Origin of the sequence: Pseudomonas sp. W15Feb34 (genome assembly GCF_023127765.1) — a bacterium.
Lineage (GTDB): Bacteria > Pseudomonadota > Gammaproteobacteria > Pseudomonadales > Pseudomonadaceae > Aquipseudomonas > Aquipseudomonas synxantha_A.
The window spans coordinates 116,461-134,192 of sequence record NZ_SPKN01000045.1; the positions used below are offsets into that span (position 1 = coordinate 116,461).

The window sequence follows — 17,732 nt, forward strand, 5'->3', positions numbered from 1 at the left end:
AGCCCTGCCATGTCCAAACCCCTGTTGAGCCCCCAGGGCGAATTCCCCGCCGTTGGCTTGGGCCGTCGCCTGGCAGCGATGTTCTATGACTTCCTGTTATGCACCGCCCTGCTGATCGTCACGGCGTTCATCTACAAGCTGGTGTGGATCGCCTTCATCGGCGAAGCGAAGATGCGCACACTCACCGAGTCCGGCGCGCTGGACGGTGACCCGTTGTTGTCGACGATCCTGTTGTTTGTGCTGTTTGGTTTCTTCGCCAAGTTCTGGACCCATTCGGGGCAAACCCTGGGCATGCAGGTGTGGGGCGTACGCGTGCAAAACGCCGACGGCTCGCGGATCAGCCTGTGGCAGGCGTTGCTGCGTTTTGTGGTGTCGATTGCGTCGTGGTTGTGCGTGGGGCTGGGGTTTATCTGGTCGTTGTTCGATAAACACAAACGCAGTTGGCATGACATCTATTCGGATACGCAACTGGTGCGGATCCCGAAGCAAAAGAAGTAACTCAAGCACATCGCCGATCAACTGTGGGAGCTGGCTTGCCTGCGATAGCGGTCTTGCAGCCAAACACCTGTGACTGTTACTCCGCTATCGCAGGCAAGCCAGCTCCCACATTTTGATTTGTGTTCAGGCGTTGCCGGCCAGTTTCAACCGCGCAGCCTGGGTGAAGTCCAACATCCGCTTGAGCGGCCGCACCGCCTGGGGAATCACCGACGGCTCGACGAAAATCTCGTTACTGCCCTCACGCAAACACTGCAATGTACGCTCCAGCGTATTCATCGCCATCCACGGGCAGTGCGCGCAGCTGCGGCACGCGGCGCCGTTGCCGGCGGTGGGTGCTTCGATGAAGACCTTGTCCGGACACAGCTGTTGCATCTTGTAGAAGATGCCGCGATCAGTCGCCACGATAAAGGTCTTGTTCGGCAAGCGTTGCGCCGCAGCGATCAGTTGGCTGGTGGAACCCACCGCGTCCGCCAATTCGATCACCGAAGTCGGTGACTCCGGATGCACCAGGATCGCCGCATCCGGGTACAGCGCCTTCATGTCTTCCAGCTGCTTGGACTTGAACTCTTCGTGCACGATGCAGGCACCGTCCCACAGCAGCATGTCGGCGCCGGTCTGGCGCTGGATGTAGGTGCCCAGGTGTTTGTCAGGGCCCCAGATAATGGTCTCGCCGTTGTCCATCAGGCTCTCGACGATTTCCAGTGCGCAGCTGGAGGTCACCACCCAATCGGCACGGGCTTTGACCGCGGCCGAGGTGTTGGCGTACACCACCACGGTGCGCTCGGGATGCTGATCACAAAATGCGGAAAACTCATCCACCGGGCACCCCAGGTCCAGGGAGCACGTCGCTTCCAGGGTAGGCATCAGGATGCGTTTTTCCGGGGTGAGGATCTTGGCGGTCTCCCCCATGAATCGCACACCGGCCACCAGCACGGTCTTGGCTGGGTGGGCAGCGCCGAAGCGGGCCATTTCCAGGGAGTCGGAAACACAGCCGCCGGTTTCTTCGGCCAGGGCCTGAATCACCGGGTCGCAGTAAAAGTGGGCGACCAACACCGCGTCCTGAGCCTTGAGCTCGGCGGCGATGGCAGTACGCAAGCTTGCCTCTTCAGCAACGCTGAGAACCTTGGGCTGTTTGGCGTCGAGGTGGGCTTGAACCAGTAGGCGTTCGGAAATGTGCGTCATGTTCGCAAGACCTGCAGGCGCAGTAGCGCGAAAGTCGAGTGTACCACCGGCTCGGGAGCCCTTCGGGCGCCGCCGGACGAAGTGTTTTTGTTCATCAAGCACGGGTAAAGCTGAAGCTGCGCAAGGCTACAGAATATCCAATGGATTCAAAAGCCTAATCTGGCAACGAGGCAAGCTGCCGTCCCTTGATCGGGCCCAGCCGATTAGGCGAAGTCTTGACAACAATCCAAACCATCCCTCTGCCACTTACACGCCTTTAAGCGCAGGAATGACGGGCCTGCACACCTCAGGCCGCACCAAAAATGTGCATAAAAGCACTTAATTACGCGACCTTTCTTACGTATTGTGTGATAAATCCTACAGCGATGTAACAAACCGTCTACCACTCACTCAAGTGTGGCAAGTCCCGCTGAGTTCACTATTTGGCTCGGGCGGATGCATCGCGTGTATTTCTACGTTTAAGGAAGTCGAGTGCCACATCAGCTCTCAACCGCACACCTGTGTTGTACCCGGAAACTGGGCATCGCCCTGCTCTGCCTGTGGGCGCTGCCGGTGGCTGCCGCCGATGGCCCACAGCCTGGCCAGGAAGCCCTGCGCTTGCAGCAGCAACAGCAGCGCGATTTGCAGCAATTACAATTGGAGCAACGCCAGCGCCAAATGCAGCGCGGCAGTTTCGGCACGCAACCGGCCCTGCCGGCCTTGCCAAAAGAGAGTGCCAAGGATGAAGGTTGCTGGCCCCTGAGCGGTACGCGTCTGGCCGGAGTTACGCTGTTCACCCGCAGCGAGCTGGACAAACACATCCAACCCTACGTGGCCCCGTGCATGGGCGTCACGCAGATCAACCGCCTGCTGGCGCAGATTACCCAGCTGTACGTCGAGGCCGGTTACATCGCCAGCCGGCCGTACCTGATCAGTGCGCCGGCCGCCGGGCAGCCATTGGATATTCATGTCGAAGAAGGCTACCTGGAGGCCATCGAGTTGGCCGATCAGAGCCTGCCGGTGGCGCTGGGCGGGGCATTCCCCGGGATGCTCGGCAAACCACTGAACCTGCGCGACCTGGAGCAGGGCCTGGACCAGCTCAACCGCCTGCGCTCGGTGGACCTGACCGCCGACATCGCCCCCGGCAGCACACCCGGCGCCTCACGCATCATCCTGCGCTCGCGCAGCAGTGCCTCGCGCTGGGCGCTCGGGCTTGGGGTCGATAACCTCGGCAGCGCCGGCACCGGGCGTGAGCGCAACGCCATCAGCGTGAGCCTGGACAGCCCGCTGCAAATCAACGACTCGCTCAACCTGAGCTTCAGTGACACGCTCAACCATGGGCCACGCTACAGCCGCAGCCACAGCCTGTTCTATTCCATCCCTTACGGTTACTGGACCTACAGCCTGTTCGCCAGCCATGCCGAATACCGCTCACCGTTCAAGCTCAGCCGCACGACGCTTTACAACAGTGGCCGCACCGATCAGCTCAGCCTGCGCAGCGACCGCGTGCTGTGGCGCGACCAGAGCCACCAACTGAGCGCCAACCTGCAACTGGCCTACAAGGACGTCGACAGTTACCTGCAAAAGGTCCATCTGGACATTCAGAGCCCGACGCTCACGGTGGCAGAAGCGGGCCTCAACCTGTTCTGGCTCAACAGTGCGGTGTGGAACCTGGACGTCAATTACGCCCAGGGCCTGACGTGGTTCGGCGCCGATCGGGATGCCGACCAGGTGCAAAAAAAACACCCCAAGGCGCAGTTCCACAAGTACCGCGCCAACCTCACCCAATGGCGCAACGGCCAATGGTCAGCGCAGCCATGGCAGTGGCAAAGCCAGCTGTCGGTGCAGTACAGCGAGGATGCATTGCCCGCCATCGAACAACTGCTGATCACCGATGACTCGGCCGTGCGTGGCTACCGCGAAAACAGCAGCTCCGGCGCCATTGGCGCGGTATGGCGCAACACCTTGCGCCTGCCGCTCGACACGGGCTTGCCGGTGAAGATCACCCCGCGCCTGGGCCTGGACAATGCGTGGGTCAAGCACGAACACGGCGCCCAGAGCCAACGCCTGAGCGGTGCCAGTGCTGGGCTCAACCTGAGCTGGAAGAACGTGCAGCTCGACGTCGACTACCAACGCAACCTCAACACCCCAACAGGTTTTCGCCAGGAGCCGGAGGTCTGGCTGACGCGCCTTAGCGTGCAGATATGAGCCCACACCCGTTTTTAGCCTGAGTCACCGCCGTACCTGACCACCCCAGCAGCGTTGCAACGAACAACGCACGTCGCGGATCAGCCAACACAGAGCGAAATTATTTATGCCGACTACTTCACACAGCTTTCACCTTTCTCCCCAGGGCAAACTGCGCTGGGCCATTGCCAGCCTGTTTCTGCTGCCACAGTTGGTACTGGCTGGCGGCGTGACCGTCGTCACAGGCCCCGGCGGCACGCCGCAACTGCAAGACCAGGGCGGTGTGCCCATCGTCAACATTGTCGCGCCGAATGCCGGCGGCCTGTCCCACAACCAGTTTCTGGACTACAACGTCGACCGCCAGGGCCTGGTGTTGAACAACGCCTTGCAGGCCGGCCAATCCCAACTGGCCGGGCAACTGGCCGCCAACCCGCAGTTCCAGGGCCAGGCGGCGAGCGTGATCCTCAACGAAGTGATCAGCCGCAATGCCTCGGCCCTCAACGGCGCCCAGGAGATTTTCGGCCAGGCCGCCGATTATGTGCTGGCCAACCCCAACGGCATTTCGGTCAATGGCGGCAGCTTCATCAACACGCCCAATGCCAACCTGGTGGTCGGCCGCCCTGAACTCAACGACGGCAAGCTGCAAGCCTTGAGCACCCGCGATGCCAACGGCCAACTGACGATCCAGGGCCAGGGCCTGCACAACCGCGAGGGTTCCATCAAGCTGATCGCACCACGCATCGACAGCGAGGGTCGCCTCAGTGCCCGTGATCAATTGAACCTCACGGTCGGTCGCAACCAGGTGGATTTCGCCAGCGGCGAAGTACGCCAGGTCGACCCCGCCGGCAAGGCCCAGGAGCAACGCATCGACGCACGCTTGTTCGGCGCGATGCAGGCCGGGCGCATCAATATCATCAGCACCGCCGAAGGGGCCGGGGTACGTGTGGGTGGTGTGCAGGTGCAAGGCACTGACGGTGTAAAGATCAGCTCGGCCGGTGACCTCGATGTCAGCGGCCAAGTCCACGCCAACAGCCTCGACGCCACCCGCGCCGGGGTGCAGAGCCGCCAGGGCGACGTCGACTTGCACAGCGCCAAGGACTTGAACCTGGCCGCCACTGACGTAGGCGGGCGCAACGTCAAGCTGGATGCCGGGCGCAACCTGACCCTCAGCAGCCTGGAAAGCCGCAGGCTTCAGGAAAAGCGTGAACAGTGGGACAACAGCAACTTGCTGTTCACCTACGAAACCTACGACCGCACCACCACCGACAAGGATTCCCGCCAGCACGGCAACACGCTCGTCGCCCAACAGGACGCGGCATTGTCTTCCGGCGCCAAGGCCGACATCAAAGCCAGCCACGTCGAAGCGGGCTACGCCTTGCGCGTCAACAGCGGCGCCGACCTGCAGGTGACCGCCGCTACCGAAACCCATGAGACCCGCGACCATGGCAACCATCGCAAGCACCTGTGGAAAGCCAACTGGGACAAATCCAGCAGCGAACAGCGCAGCATCACCAGCAGCCTCAAGGCCGGCCACACGCTGGAGCTGACCAGTAAACAGAAACTGCAATTGCAGGGCGCCGAGCTGAAAACCCCAGGGGACATCCAATTGGCAGGCCGCCAAGTGGACATCACCAGCGCCAGCCGCACCCAAAGCAGCAGTGACAACACCTACGCAGGCGACCTCACCGGCGGCAGCTTCTTCGGCAAGAACGGCGACGGCAACCAGGGCAAGACCTTGAACACCGCCAGCAAGGTGAATGCCGACGGCAAGCTGATCGTCCAGGCAGACGACGTGCGCATCAGCGGCAGCCAGGCCCGAGGCGGCAAGCAGGCCAGTGTCATCAGCGACAAAGGCTCGCTGATGATCGACGGCGTACAAGACACCTCCCACGACAACCGCTACAGCAATGACAGTAAGTTCTTCGGCATCTCCAAGGATGAAAGCCGCAAGAACCTCAAGGACAGCACCGTGGTTGCAAGTAACCTGCGCTCGGACAGCAACCTCAAGCTGCAAAGCGCCAAGGACATCACGGTCAGTGGCTCCCAGGTGTCCGCCGCGGGTGAACTGCAAGCGAATGCCAAGGGCGATATCAAGGTCGCTGCGGCGCAGAACACCGCCCACGACACCACCAGTACCCATACCCGCGGCTTCGATGGCTACGCCAAGGAAACTGAAGGTGTCAGCCGCCAGTACCGTGCAGGCCTGAGCTATGAAGACCAGCAGCAAACCCGCCAGACCGACACCACCCGGCAGCAGGCTTCAAGCATCAACGGCGCCAGTGTGGCGGTTAACGCCGGTGGTGACGTCAGCATCAGCGGCTCCAACCTCCAGGCAACCGAAGGCGATGCCAGCCTGAGCGGCAAAAACGTCGAGCTGTTGGCCGCCCATGACCAGCGCACCGAAGCCGTAGACAAGACCACCACCGGCGGCAGTTTCTACTACACCGGCGGCATTGATCGGGCAGGCAATGGTGCTCAGTTCAGCCACCAGAGCAACCACGACACCGCTGAAAAAACCACCGCGCAAACCAGCGCCGTGGCCGCGACCGGCAAGCTGACCATCAATGCTGGCAACACCTTCACCAGCGAGGGTGCACAGGCCAAGGCCGGCGCCGAGCTGCGCGTCAACGCGGGCCAGATCGACAACCTGGCCGCCCATTCCACCGAGACCAGTACCCACAAGCAAAACGGCTGGACCGCCGACGTCGGCGCCAATGTCGAATACAAAGGCATTACCCGCCCGATCGAAAAAGCCGTCGAGGGTGTGGCCCAGGCCAAGTTCCATCAGCCCGGTTTGCTGGATGCGTTCGAGCAACCCAATGTCGGCCTGGATGTGGAAGTTGGCCACACGAACAAAACCGGCACAACGCAGGACAACACCGCCGTGGTCAGCCAATTCAGTGGCGCCACGGTGCAGGTCGATAGCGCCGGCAAGTTGCAGGATGAGGGCACGCAGTACCGCGCCACCGATGGCGGGCTGACCATCAATGCCGGCGAGCATATCGCCAAGGCGGCAGCCAATACCCACAGCAGCAGCGAGCAAGGCGTGGACGCCAAGGTCGGCGTGCGGGTCTACACCACCACCGGCGAGGACGTGAATGTACGCGGCAGCGGCAGCGGCGGCAGCCGTGATGTACGCCAAGCCAGCAGCACGGCAGTGGTCGGCAGCTACGCGGGCACCCAGGGCGTGAGCCTCCAGACCAAGGGCGATGCAAGTTATGAAGGCAGCCAGTTCAACGGCGGCCAGGCAGGCGTCAACCTCAAGACCGGCGGTGAGTTGGCGCTCAACCAGGCTAACGACACCCAGAGCAACACCAGCAGCACGTTGCGCGGTAACGCGTCATTGACCGTGGGCACAGCGCCCGGCGCCAATGGCACCAACATCAACCTCGGTGCCGGTGTGCAATTGGATAACCAGCGCCTCGACACCCAGGACAGCCAGGCCCGCGTCGCGACGCTCCAGGGCAACGGGCCGATCCAACTCGGCAGCGGCGGCGACATGACCCTGCAAGGCACGCAGATCGGCTCCGGCACCGCCAAGACCGGCGATATCAGCCTCAATGCCGGCGGCAAGCTGGACCTGCAAGCCGCCACCCACCGCCACGTCAGCAACGGCAGCAACCTGGGCGGCGGCCTGACCCTTGGCGCCGGCAAAACCAGCAGCGCCGAAAGCAGCAGCAAGACCGGCAACCTCAGCGCCAATTTCAACATCGGCAAGGTGGCCGAAGATGACCAGGGCGTAGTCGTCGGGCAACTGCACAGCAACGGCAAGGTCAGCCTCGCCAGCGGTGCCGATGCAGCCGATGCCATTCACTTGCAGGGTACTCAGGTCAGCGCGGCCAGCGTCAATCTAGACGCACAAAACGGCGGCGTCCTGCAGGAGTCGGCACAGTCGACCCAGGCTCATGACAGCTGGGGCGTGACCCTGGGCGCGGGCGCCAGTGTGGGCAAGACCACCTTGGCCGACGCCGGTGAACACGAGACACCCAAGACCCAACGCGGCATCAATGCGCGGGCCAAGGTCGATGTGGATCACGTGCAAGGCACCACCCAGCACGACAGCCTGATCAAGGCCGATACCGTGGTCATCAACAGTGCCGGCGATACCCGATTGGCGGGCGCACGCATCGACGCCGAGCAGGTGAGCGGCAAGGTAGGCGGCGACCTCGTTGTAGAAAGCCGCAAGGACCAGGTCAACAGCACCCAGGTTCATGTCGATGCCAAACTGGATGTCGAGAAAAACCAGCCTGGCGTGGTCGATAAACTCGCCAAGGCCAGCGGCCCGCTCAAGGACACCGTAAAAGCCAAGGCCGAAGGCGCGTTCGACAAGCATCGCGACAAATTGGAGAACGTGGTCGACAAGGGCACCGGGCACCTGGCTGCGGCCAAGGACAAAGTGCTCGACAGCGTGGTCAACGCCAAGGAACGCCTCGAAGAAAAACTCACCCGCAGCGGCAGTTACGACGTGAACCCCGAACCCCGCGGCGCCTTCGGCACCCGCGTGGACAAGGCCAAGGCTTACCTGGCAGACAAGAAGGATGCGCTGGGCACGCGCCTGTCGGGCTTCAACGACAAGGTCTGGCCAACAACCAGCGACAGCTACGTTGTCAGCGGCAAGAACACCACCGGCAGCAAGGTGGCCGATACGGCTGAAAGCGTGTTGTTCGGTGACAAGAGTGGCAACACCAACTACACCCCGACCCTGAACCTGGACGTCAGCCATGTGATCAAGGACAGCGTCGCTCAGGCGTCAGGTATTCGCGGCAGCCAGGGCGTCAGCCTGCAGGTCGGTGGTGATACGCGCCTCACGGGTGCGCGGATCAGTGCCGAGCATGGCAAGGTCGAGCTGGGCGGTTCCAGGGTCACCGCAACCACACTGGCAGGCAGCGACTACCGCGCCGATGTCGGGCTGAATGTCTCCAAATCACCGGTCAACCTCGCACTCGGGGCCAAGGACGAACTGACCCAGAAACAGGACGACGCCACGCGCAAGGATCAAGCCTTGAACCTGGGCCTTCTGCGCGCCGGTGGCCATCGAGAGAGCCAGGCCTTGCAGGCGGGGATTGATCAGGCCGTCAACTAACGCTTAAAACAGCAGAATGCTTCTGTGGCGAGGGAGCTTGCTCCCGCTGGACTGCGCAGCAGTCCTATTTCTCAGGGCCGCTTCGCGCCCCAACGGGAGCAAGCTCCCTCGCCACGGAATCAGCCACTGCCTGCTCGTTCTATGTCAGTTGAACAGCGCCTGCAGGTTCTTCATCGCATCATCGGCAAAGCCTTGCAGGAACGCTTCGAACGCCGGCAGATCCACCTTGCCGCCAGTGCAGGGCTGGCCAATGATGGTCCAGGTCACCAGGCTCTGGTTCGGGCCTTGCGGCGCTACTTCCATCAGCGCCCACAGGTTGCCGATATTCAGTGAGGTGTAAATCAGTGACCAGGTCATCGTCATGGCTTGGTCGTCACGGGTGTTGAGTTGCTCAATCACCACGTTGCCGTCCTTGAACAGTTTCTTGCGGACCGAACGCACACCCTCGCCCGTCATTTCGATATGGGACAACGCCGGAATGAATTTCGCGAAACCCGCAAAATCTCCGACGATACTCCACACGCTGCGCGCATCGCCATTCACGGTGACGCGGGCGACTACAGGGTTGCCGAGCGGGTTACGGACCAGGGTATCGGGTTGTTGCATGAGAGAGCTCCTCTTTTCCGGGGGGCAGATAGTGGGCTCCAATCAAACGCAGTGGGCTGTACAAGTTCAACACCTCCTTGGCGTGGTTATGTGTTCTTGGCTGACTGCCGTAATGCCAAGGCCGCGACACCACACAAGATCAACGCGATACAGGACACATAGAACGCATCGCTGTAGGCCATCAGGTACGCCTCGCGACGCACGGTGTGGATCAAGCCCTCGATAACCTGCTGTTGAGCGGGCAACAGTTGGTTGAAGATAAAACCCTCGCTGTCAGCCATGCTGGCGCGCAGGCGTTCCTGCAAGGACGGGGAAAACAGTGTGATCGACTCCCCTACCCGCTCGGAGTGAAAGCGTTCGCGCAGGGCGACGATCTGCGTCAGGCCTGCCGTACCCACGGCACCGCCAAGGTTACGCAGCATGGAGAACAACGCCGAGGCAGAGCCGGCTTCGTCTTTGGCCAGCCCGGACACCGCCAGTACCGACAGCGCCACCATGATCAGCGGCTGCCCGATACCCCGCACCACGGTGGATGGAATAATCACGTTGGCGGCGCTATCCACATCCAGGTGCGCACCGAGGTAACACCCCAGGGCCATGATGAAAAAGCCGCTGGCGACCATCAGTTTCGGGTTGAGCCACTTCATCAGGCGCGGCATGAACGGCGCCAGTACCAGTTGCACCATGCCGTAGGCGATCAGGCTGATGCCAATCTCCCGGGCGTTGTAGCCCTGCAACTGGGAGAGGTAATTGGGCACCAGGAACACCAGGCCGAACGTGGCCCCGCCGAAGATGAACATCGCCGCGCTGGCCACTCCGAAGTTGTAACTCTTGAGCAGGCGCAGGTTGATAAAAGAGCGGCGGCCATACAGCTGCGACAGTACGAAGTACACCAGGGCAACGCCTGCGACCAGCGACATCCATACGATGAAATCGGAGCCGAACCAGTCCTTGCGCCCGCCCTCTTCCAGCACAATCTGCAAGCCCCCCAGGCCGACGATCATGGCGATGATGCCGCCCCAGTCGCCGCGCTTGAGCAGGCTCAACTGCATGGGTTTGGCATCGATGGACCATGCCACCGCCAACAGCAAGAGAATGCCAGGGGCCAGTTGCAGGTAAAAGATCCAGCGCCAGGAATAGGCATCGGTCAGCCAGCCGCCGATGGACGGCCCGGCGGCCTGGGCAACGCTGTTGGACAGGGCGAACAAGGCCATGCCCATGGCAATCTTGCTTGGCGGCAGCTCGGTGATGATCAACTGGAATGACAAGGGGATAAGTACCGCGCCGGCTGCGCCCTGGATCACTCGAATGATGATCATCACCGCAAGGTTGGGCGCCCAGGAGCAGGCAATGGACGCCACCAAAAACACAAACGAGCCCACGAGCATCACACGCCGCAGAGAGAACACCTGCACCAGCCACGCGGTAAGCGGGATCATCACAATCTCCGCGACCAGATAGGCGGTGGAGATCCACGAGCCTTCCTCGAACGTCGCCCCCAGGGAACCCTCGATCTCCGGCAGCGCGGCGCTGGTCACGTGCACGTTCATGCCGGCCATGAAACAGCCGAACAGCCCCCCGATTACCGCCACCCAGGCGCGAAAGGAGACGCTCTTTTCAGCCGCTTCAGTCATGTGCAGCGCCCTGCTTATCTGCGCGAGTGTCCACCGTGGTGATCACCGACATGCCCGGCAGAATAGGTCCGCCTTCGTCATGCTCATCAATGACGATCTTCACGGGGAAGCGCTGCACGATCTTGGTGAAATTCCCGGTGGCGTTATCCGACGGCAACAGTGCGAACACCGCCCCGGAGCCTGGCGAGAAGCTCACCACATGGCCTTTGAGCTTGCGTCCCGAATAACTGTCGACGCTGATATCCACCGGTTGGCCGGCACGCATATCGCGCAATTGGGTTTCTTTGTAGTTGGCCACCACGTAGGCCTGCTGCAAGGGCACCACTGCCAGCAGCGGCAAGCCTGGCGCGACGTACTGGCGGGTGCGCACTTTGCGCTGCCCTACCACGCCGTCGATGGGCGAGCGAATCAAGGTGTCTTCCTGCGCATGGGTCGCCAGGTTCAACTGCGCCTGGGCCTGACTGCGCCGGGCAATCTGCTGCTGGAGCGAAGCTTCGGCCAATTGGCGTCGGGTGACGGCCACGGTCAAGCGGGTTTCCTGTTGGCGTTGCATGGCCTTGGCAATTTCTACCGCGGCATTGGCCTGGGTGTAGCTGGCGGCCGCCGTTTCCAGGCGCTGGGCGCTGGCGGCGTGGTCGCGCACCAAGCCTTCGTAGCGGCGCTGGTCGAGGCTTGCGCGGCGCAATTCTGCGGCCACACTGCGGGCGTGAGCCTCAGCCTGGGCAACGCCGGCTTTTTGCTGGGCGATCAGGCTATCGGTGACGTGCAGGTTGGCCTCTTGCGCTGCCACCGAGGCCTGGGTCTCGGCCAGTTCTGCACGAGCTTGTGCCAAGCGGGCCTGGTAGTCACGGTCCTCGATGCGCACCAGCACATCCCCTGCCTTGACGGGCTGATCGTCCTCTACCACCACCTCGGCCACATAGCCTGAGACCTTCGGGCTGATGGGAATCCAGTCGGCGCGCACATACGCATCATCGGTCTGTTCCAGGTAGCGGCCGACCGTCATCCAGTACACGCCGAACACCAGCGCAGCGATCAACAGCGCAGCGCCGCCCAGCAGGAGCAGATGCCTTTTGCGACGTGGGTTGCGCGTATTCGCCTGTTCATCCTGGACAGCAGTTTTTTCATCAACGGCGATATTCATGGTTGGGTACCGGAAAAAGTGGTGTGAGCGTGGGTGGGCGCTGAAGGCTGCCAACCACCGCCAAGCGCCCGAAACAGGCTGATCTGGCGTTGCAGCAACTGGCCGTCGGCGTCGGCGCGAGTGGCCTGCAAGCGGATCAGTTCACGTTCGCTGTCCAACACATCCAGAAAGTCGATAGACCCGGCGTCATAGTTGAATTGGGCCAACCTGTAGGCGTGGCGGCTGCTGTCCAGTGCCTGGCTCAAGGCCGCGTGGCGCTGGCGTTCGCCGTCATACAAGGCCAGGGCCTGGCGCACCTCCTTGAGCGCCTTGAGTACGCTGGCCTCGAATTGCGCCACCTCCACCTGCTCAAGCGCCCGCGCCTGGCTGACCCGTGCGCGGTTGGCGCGCCAATTGGGGAACTGCCAGGTGATCAGCGGGCCGATGCCGAACATCACCGCGCTGCTGTCGCCCAGCTCATGGGGCCTGTTGGCCGATGAAGACACCGAGGCGCCGAAGGTCACCTTCGGGTACAGGTCGGCCTGGACGATATCCACTTGCAGCGTGGCCGCCTGCAACGCTCGCTCGGCCTGACGGATATCGGGGCGGCGCGCCAATAATTGCCAGCCATCGCCCACCGGCAGTTCGGCATTGAGGTGTGGAACCACCTCACAGCTCGCAGCGCCAGCGCCTTGTTCCAAATCAGCCACGCCGGTCAGCATTGCCAGTTCATACAGCGCAGCCTGTCGACGCGCCTCCAGCATCGGCAGCAAGGCCTGGGTTTCGCCCTGCAAGGCTTGCATACGCGTGTATTCAAGGTCCGTCACCACACCGGCCTGGCGCTGGCGATCGATCAACACCAGGCTGCGCCCGACCACGTCCAATGAATGACGCTGGACCTTGGCACGAGCACCGAGGGCACAAGCATTCACATAGGCGCGGGTGGTTTGCGCCACGACCGTGATGCGCAACAGGTCTTCGGCGTCCTGCGCCGCCGCGGCTTGCACCTGGGCTCGTTCGATCGTGCGCTGAACCTGGCCCCACACATCCACTTGATACGCCAATTCCATGCCGGGGTTGAACGCCCATTCTGACGGCGCATGGCTATCGGTGGCCTTGGCCAGGGTCTGATCATCGGCGGTCTTGCCATAAGCCGCCCCCAGTGACGCCTGGGTGGCCGGCCAACGCTCGGCATCAGCCTGCATGATCCCGGCCAGCATCGCCTGCACATGGGCCTGGGCTGCCGCCAGGTCACGGTTGTGCAGCAATGCCTGCTGCACCAGCCCATCGAGTTTCGGGTCGTTGTACAACTGCCACCAGCGCTCGGGTAACGCCTGGGCCGATACACCTTGCGGCAAGTGGCTCAGGGCATTGATGCGCTCTGGATGTGACTGTGCAGGCGGGTGAGCAACCCAGGACGAACAACCCGCCGACAACGCCAGCGCAATGCCCAGCAGCGCAACACGGCCATGCCATGGGGGAAAAGAAGGCGAACCCATCGAAGAAATCCAGAAGGCCAAGTAGAGACCCAGGGTAAGAGCGCAACGAGGTACGAATCTCTCGAGTTCCGGACAACCATCGTTTTGATTGGGACAAGGTGCGGGGTGGCTTGGCAGTACTCGGGGCAAATGTGGGAGGGGGCTTGCTCCCGATGAGGGAGTATCAGTTAGCAAATCTGTAACTGACCTACCGCCATCGGGGGCAAGCCCCCTCCCACATTTGAACCGAGGCTGACAGGGAAGCCTATCGCCAAGTCAAATCACACCAATCGACAGTTACTCGGGGGGTAACCCATAGTGCGCTTGAACATCGCAGTAAACGCACTCGGGCTCTGATAACCATGCTCCAGCGCCACTTCCAGGATCGACACACCACAGGCCAGCCGCTGCATGCTGAGCAGCAACCGCGTGCGCTTGCGCCACTCGCCATAACTCATACCCAGCTCTTTCTGGAACAACCGAGCCAGGGTGCGTGAACTCATATTGAGTTGCGCCGCCCAACTCTCCAGTGTCGATTCCTGGGAAGGGTTGTCGATAAAGTCGGCACACAGCGCCTTGAGCCGCGGCTCATCCGGGATCGGCACATGCGCCAGCACCCGTTTCGCGCGGTCGAGCTCGGAGAAAATCAGATCGACAATCTGTAGATGGCGCAGCAACGCCGGCTCACTGTCAGGCTCATCGCCCGCGGCAACAATCAGCTCGCGCAACAACGGCGAAACCCTTATGACCTGACACTCATGCGTCAAGCCGCGATGCGCCCCCGGCGAGATCAACAAGGTGCGCATACGCACCTCGCCGGTCATGCGGATCTGATGCTCCATCGCCGGGGGCACCCACAGGGCGTGCCCGGAAGGCAGCACCCAGGTTGTCTGCTGCACCGACACCAGCATCACACCGTTGATGGCATAGACCAACTGACCCTCGTCATGTCGGTGAGCAGCCACAATGTCGCCGTGAAGATAGTTACCGGCGAGGGCCGCCAACGGGGTATGCACGTTCATTTCAGCAAGCCGCGAGCAGGTCAGGCCGGCCACTGCTGGAAGGATCCTTGGGCATCATGTCGCTTCTCCTTTTTTTGAACAGAGTGACCCATTGGGACTCAGTAGCCACTAGGTCCAATACTAAACAAAGAAAGGGTGCGGGAAATTGCGTATTAGGGTGGGGACTGTGAAAAAACGTCGAGTAAAAATTAAAAAAACCAAAATATCGGCGAGCAAATTTCAAGAAAAAAAGATTATTGCTTTTGGGGATAACAGGGGCTCGCAAAGAGCCCCTGTTCGGGTTGAACCCTAAAACGCGTAACGCGCCTTGACCATCACCCCATCAGCATCAAACCCGCTACGCGCCTGGCGGGTATAGCTGGCGCCCACCGTCAGCGCCGACACCTGATAATTCAGGCCCAGGCTGGCCTCGTAACTGTCACGTGCGACCGAAGCGCCCGTGACGGTAAACGCCGAACCGCCCAGCACAAAGCTGGAGGTTTGCGCCACGCGGTCGCCCATCAGGTCGTGGTAGGCCATCAAGGTCGCTTCCGGTTGCAGGCTGCCGGTGGCCAACGGGAAGTTGCCGGCCAAGCGCACACCCGCGCCCAACTCGCCCACTTCATAGCGTTGCGAGCCGGTGCTCAGCGCCGCCGAAGAGCCCTTCTCGGTAAAGCTGTCCATGCGCACGTTGGAATAACGCGCCGCCACTCGCGGCTCTATCACGGCAGCATCCGACAGCTTGAAGCTGTAGCCGCCCAGTACGCTGGCCGACAACACATTGCTGTCGTAGCTGCCCTTGGCGGTAGTACCCGCCACACGACGCTTGCTGTCATTGTCGTTATGGCCGTAGCTCAGGCTGCCGTCGACGAACCAGTTCTGCAGCGACCAGTTGCCGTACAACGACAGCGCATGGCCCTGCACGTCGGTCTTGGTGCCCAGGTCCGAATGGATGTTGGAATTGAGGTAGCTGTAAGCCACACCCACCGTGGTGCTGTCGTTCAACCGACCATCCACACCCACCGCCATACCGCTGCTGTTGGCCGAATAACCGTTGTCGCCGCTACGGCCATCCTGATCCATGTTGCTGCTCAAGCCTTGCAACCACACACCCACGGCTTCGCGATTATCACGCTGGCCCGAGAGGCGATTGAGGATCGCGCCATTGACCACCGTCTGGCCCGACAAGGCCACGTCCAGCGCGCCACGGTTGACGTCCGGCTTGAGTTGCTCGCCCACCTGCGCCAACTGCTGCGCGGTGCCCGCGTTGGCCAAGGCCTGGAACACTGGATCATCTGTTGCCAACTGCCCGAGCACATCATTTTTTGCTTCGTTGACCACAGTAACGACCGGCTCAGTGACGCCCGCGCCGGTCAGTTCCTCTTGCACTTGCTGATTGCTCTTCAAACCCACCACGGCCTTGACCGTTTGCGCGTCGGCCGAGTAACTCAGCACATCCAGCAACGACGAAGTGCTGGCGACCGACAGGCCGTTGTTCTGCACACTGCTGGCTTGCAGCAAGGTGTATTCGGTGCCGCTTGGCACGGCGGTGAAATCGCCAGGGGTGGCGCTCAAGGTCACTTTCGATGCCTGGGCGAAATTCGCCGCACCGTTGACCGTCAGGTACGGCGTGGTCGGCACTACGCTGTTGGCCAGGCGCATATCAATGCCTGCACCGCTGGCGACGTTGAGGTCACCGGTGAGCACAGTGCCAGGGGCCGACAGGTTCAGAGAGCCCGAGTTGATCGACACCGGCGCGATGATGCGGCTGCCGGAAAAGTCAGCCTGGCCGGCGATGTTCATTGCGTTGACGTTGAGCACATCACCGACGATTTTGCCGCCGGTCCAGTTCAGAGTGGCGCGGTTGGCTGCGTCGATGGCAATGCCGGAATTGCTGCGGATTTCACCGGCTTGTTGGTTGATTTCGAAGATGGAAGTTTGCTCGGCTGCGTCAACAGAGATGGCCGTGCCATCGGCGACGATCGTGCCGCGATTGATGATGCCGCGGGAGCCGGTGGGGCTGTTTTGGGTGAAGGTGGCGCCTTTTAAGTCAAAGGCTTTGGCGTTTGTACCGTTGGCTTCGAGGGTGCCGGTGTTGAGGATGGAGTCGACGGTGCCTGCATAAAAAACAATACCGGAAGCATCTGCGCCGTTCACAGACAGCAGGCCACTGTTTTCGATACGCAGTGCACTTGTTGTGGTTTCCACCTCTATGCCCCAGGCGCGCTGGCCCGTTGCATTGATAGTCCCGGAGTTGATGATTTTGCCGCCAATACTGATCGGGAAATCACTCGGGCCATCCACTGCCAGCGCCACTACTTCATCGCCGACCACCTCGATCACGCCCGTGTTAGCAACGTCGCCTGCCACTTGGGTGTTATGCAGGAACATACCCTCGCCGCCAACCGTGCCACCAAAAGCAGAAGTGCCCGATACAACGGGAGTTGTTTTAATGGTGCCGGAGTTGATTACGCTGCCACCAATCACGGCATCACCGATCTCAAAACCTTCGTAACCGCCATTGTTCATGGTGATGTTACCGGCCTGAATCAGATCGCCCGTAATCGTACTAGGGGTTGATCCGTCGTTTGCAAAACCGAATGGGTCCACGGCAAACGCCCGAATGGAACGTCCGTCAGAGGTCATCACAATATCAGCACGATTGATCAGCGAACCTTGAATACTGGTATTGGAAACACTGACCCCCATCAACGCAGTAGTGCCAGATTCAGGGGTGGGCGTTTGATTGGTTGCTTCAGTCAGCCTCCCGGTGAAGGTCAGAGACTCGTTAAACGTCTCGCCCTTCCATGAGGTTTTGCCTTGACCCAGATCCACTTCAACGGCCAATGCCTGGCTGCTGATTGCACCGACCACTACGGCCAACAGTTTTTGCTTGAACGGATTTCGCTTCATTTGAAAACTCCATGTACGACAGATGGCATCGCCATGAACCCTGGCGAT

The 17,732-nt window shown here is 61.3% G+C and carries 10 protein-coding genes; 3 read left to right on the plus strand and 7 right to left on the minus strand.

The window, feature by feature from the left end; genetic code table 11:
- Positions 1-9 precede the first annotated feature (9 nt).
- Complete coding sequence (locus tag E4O97_RS22460; RefSeq protein ID WP_005790850.1) at positions 10-498, plus strand: RDD family protein; 489 nt, start codon at positions 10-12, stop codon at positions 496-498.
- A gap of 123 nt (positions 499-621) precedes the next feature.
- Here E4O97_RS22460 and nadA read toward each other — a convergent pair whose 3' ends face one another.
- Positions 622-1,680 carry a quinolinate synthase NadA gene (gene nadA, locus E4O97_RS22465; protein WP_032879720.1) on the minus strand — a complete coding sequence of 353 codons (1,059 nt, stop codon included), beginning with the start codon at positions 1,678-1,680 and terminating at the stop codon, positions 622-624.
- Positions 1,681-2,151: 471 nt separating this feature from the next.
- On the opposite strand from nadA, the gene E4O97_RS22470 reads away from it, so the two are divergent.
- Both E4O97_RS22470 and E4O97_RS22475 read left to right on the plus strand, forming a co-directional pair.
- A complete protein-coding gene (locus E4O97_RS22470; protein WP_216092022.1) occupies positions 2,152-3,867 on the plus strand; it encodes a ShlB/FhaC/HecB family hemolysin secretion/activation protein in 1,716 nt (571 codons plus the stop codon).
- 106 nt (positions 3,868-3,973) lie between these two features.
- Positions 3,974-8,929, plus strand: coding sequence for a hemagglutinin repeat-containing protein (locus E4O97_RS22475; RefSeq protein WP_248162289.1), 4,956 nt, complete (start codon positions 3,974-3,976; stop codon positions 8,927-8,929).
- Positions 8,930-9,073: 144 nt separating this feature from the next.
- On the opposite strand, the gene E4O97_RS22480 is transcribed toward E4O97_RS22475, so the two are convergent.
- The 6 genes from E4O97_RS22480 to E4O97_RS22505 all read right to left on the minus strand — a co-directional run bounded on the left by E4O97_RS22480 (position 9,074) and on the right by E4O97_RS22505 (position 17,684).
- Entirely contained in the window at positions 9,074-9,535 is a 462-nt protein-coding gene (locus E4O97_RS22480; protein WP_032879718.1) for an SRPBCC family protein, read from the minus strand.
- Between the two features lie 86 nt (positions 9,536-9,621).
- Positions 9,622-11,169 (minus strand): MDR family MFS transporter, encoded by a 1,548-nt coding sequence (locus E4O97_RS22485; RefSeq protein WP_248162294.1) that lies wholly within the window; start codon positions 11,167-11,169, stop codon positions 9,622-9,624.
- Complete coding sequence (locus tag E4O97_RS22490; RefSeq protein ID WP_248162297.1) at positions 11,162-12,313, minus strand: HlyD family secretion protein; 1,152 nt, start codon at positions 12,311-12,313, stop codon at positions 11,162-11,164. The genes E4O97_RS22485 and E4O97_RS22490 overlap by 8 nt, the downstream gene beginning before the upstream one ends.
- The gene (locus E4O97_RS22495; protein ID WP_248162305.1) at positions 12,310-13,791 is read right to left on the minus strand and encodes a TolC family protein; all 1,482 of its coding nucleotides are present in this window, start codon (positions 13,789-13,791) and stop codon (positions 12,310-12,312) included. The genes E4O97_RS22490 and E4O97_RS22495 overlap by 4 nt, the downstream gene beginning before the upstream one ends.
- Before the next feature lie 260 nt (positions 13,792-14,051).
- Positions 14,052-14,792, minus strand: a complete 741-nt coding sequence (locus E4O97_RS22500; protein ID WP_248130812.1) for a helix-turn-helix transcriptional regulator — start codon at positions 14,790-14,792, stop codon at positions 14,052-14,054.
- A 288-nt stretch (positions 14,793-15,080) separates the two neighbouring features.
- Positions 15,081-17,684: an autotransporter outer membrane beta-barrel domain-containing protein gene (locus E4O97_RS22505; protein ID WP_248162307.1), complete on the minus strand. Its 2,604-nt coding sequence runs from the start codon at positions 17,682-17,684 to the stop codon at positions 15,081-15,083.
- Positions 17,685-17,732: the final 48 nt, after the last annotated feature.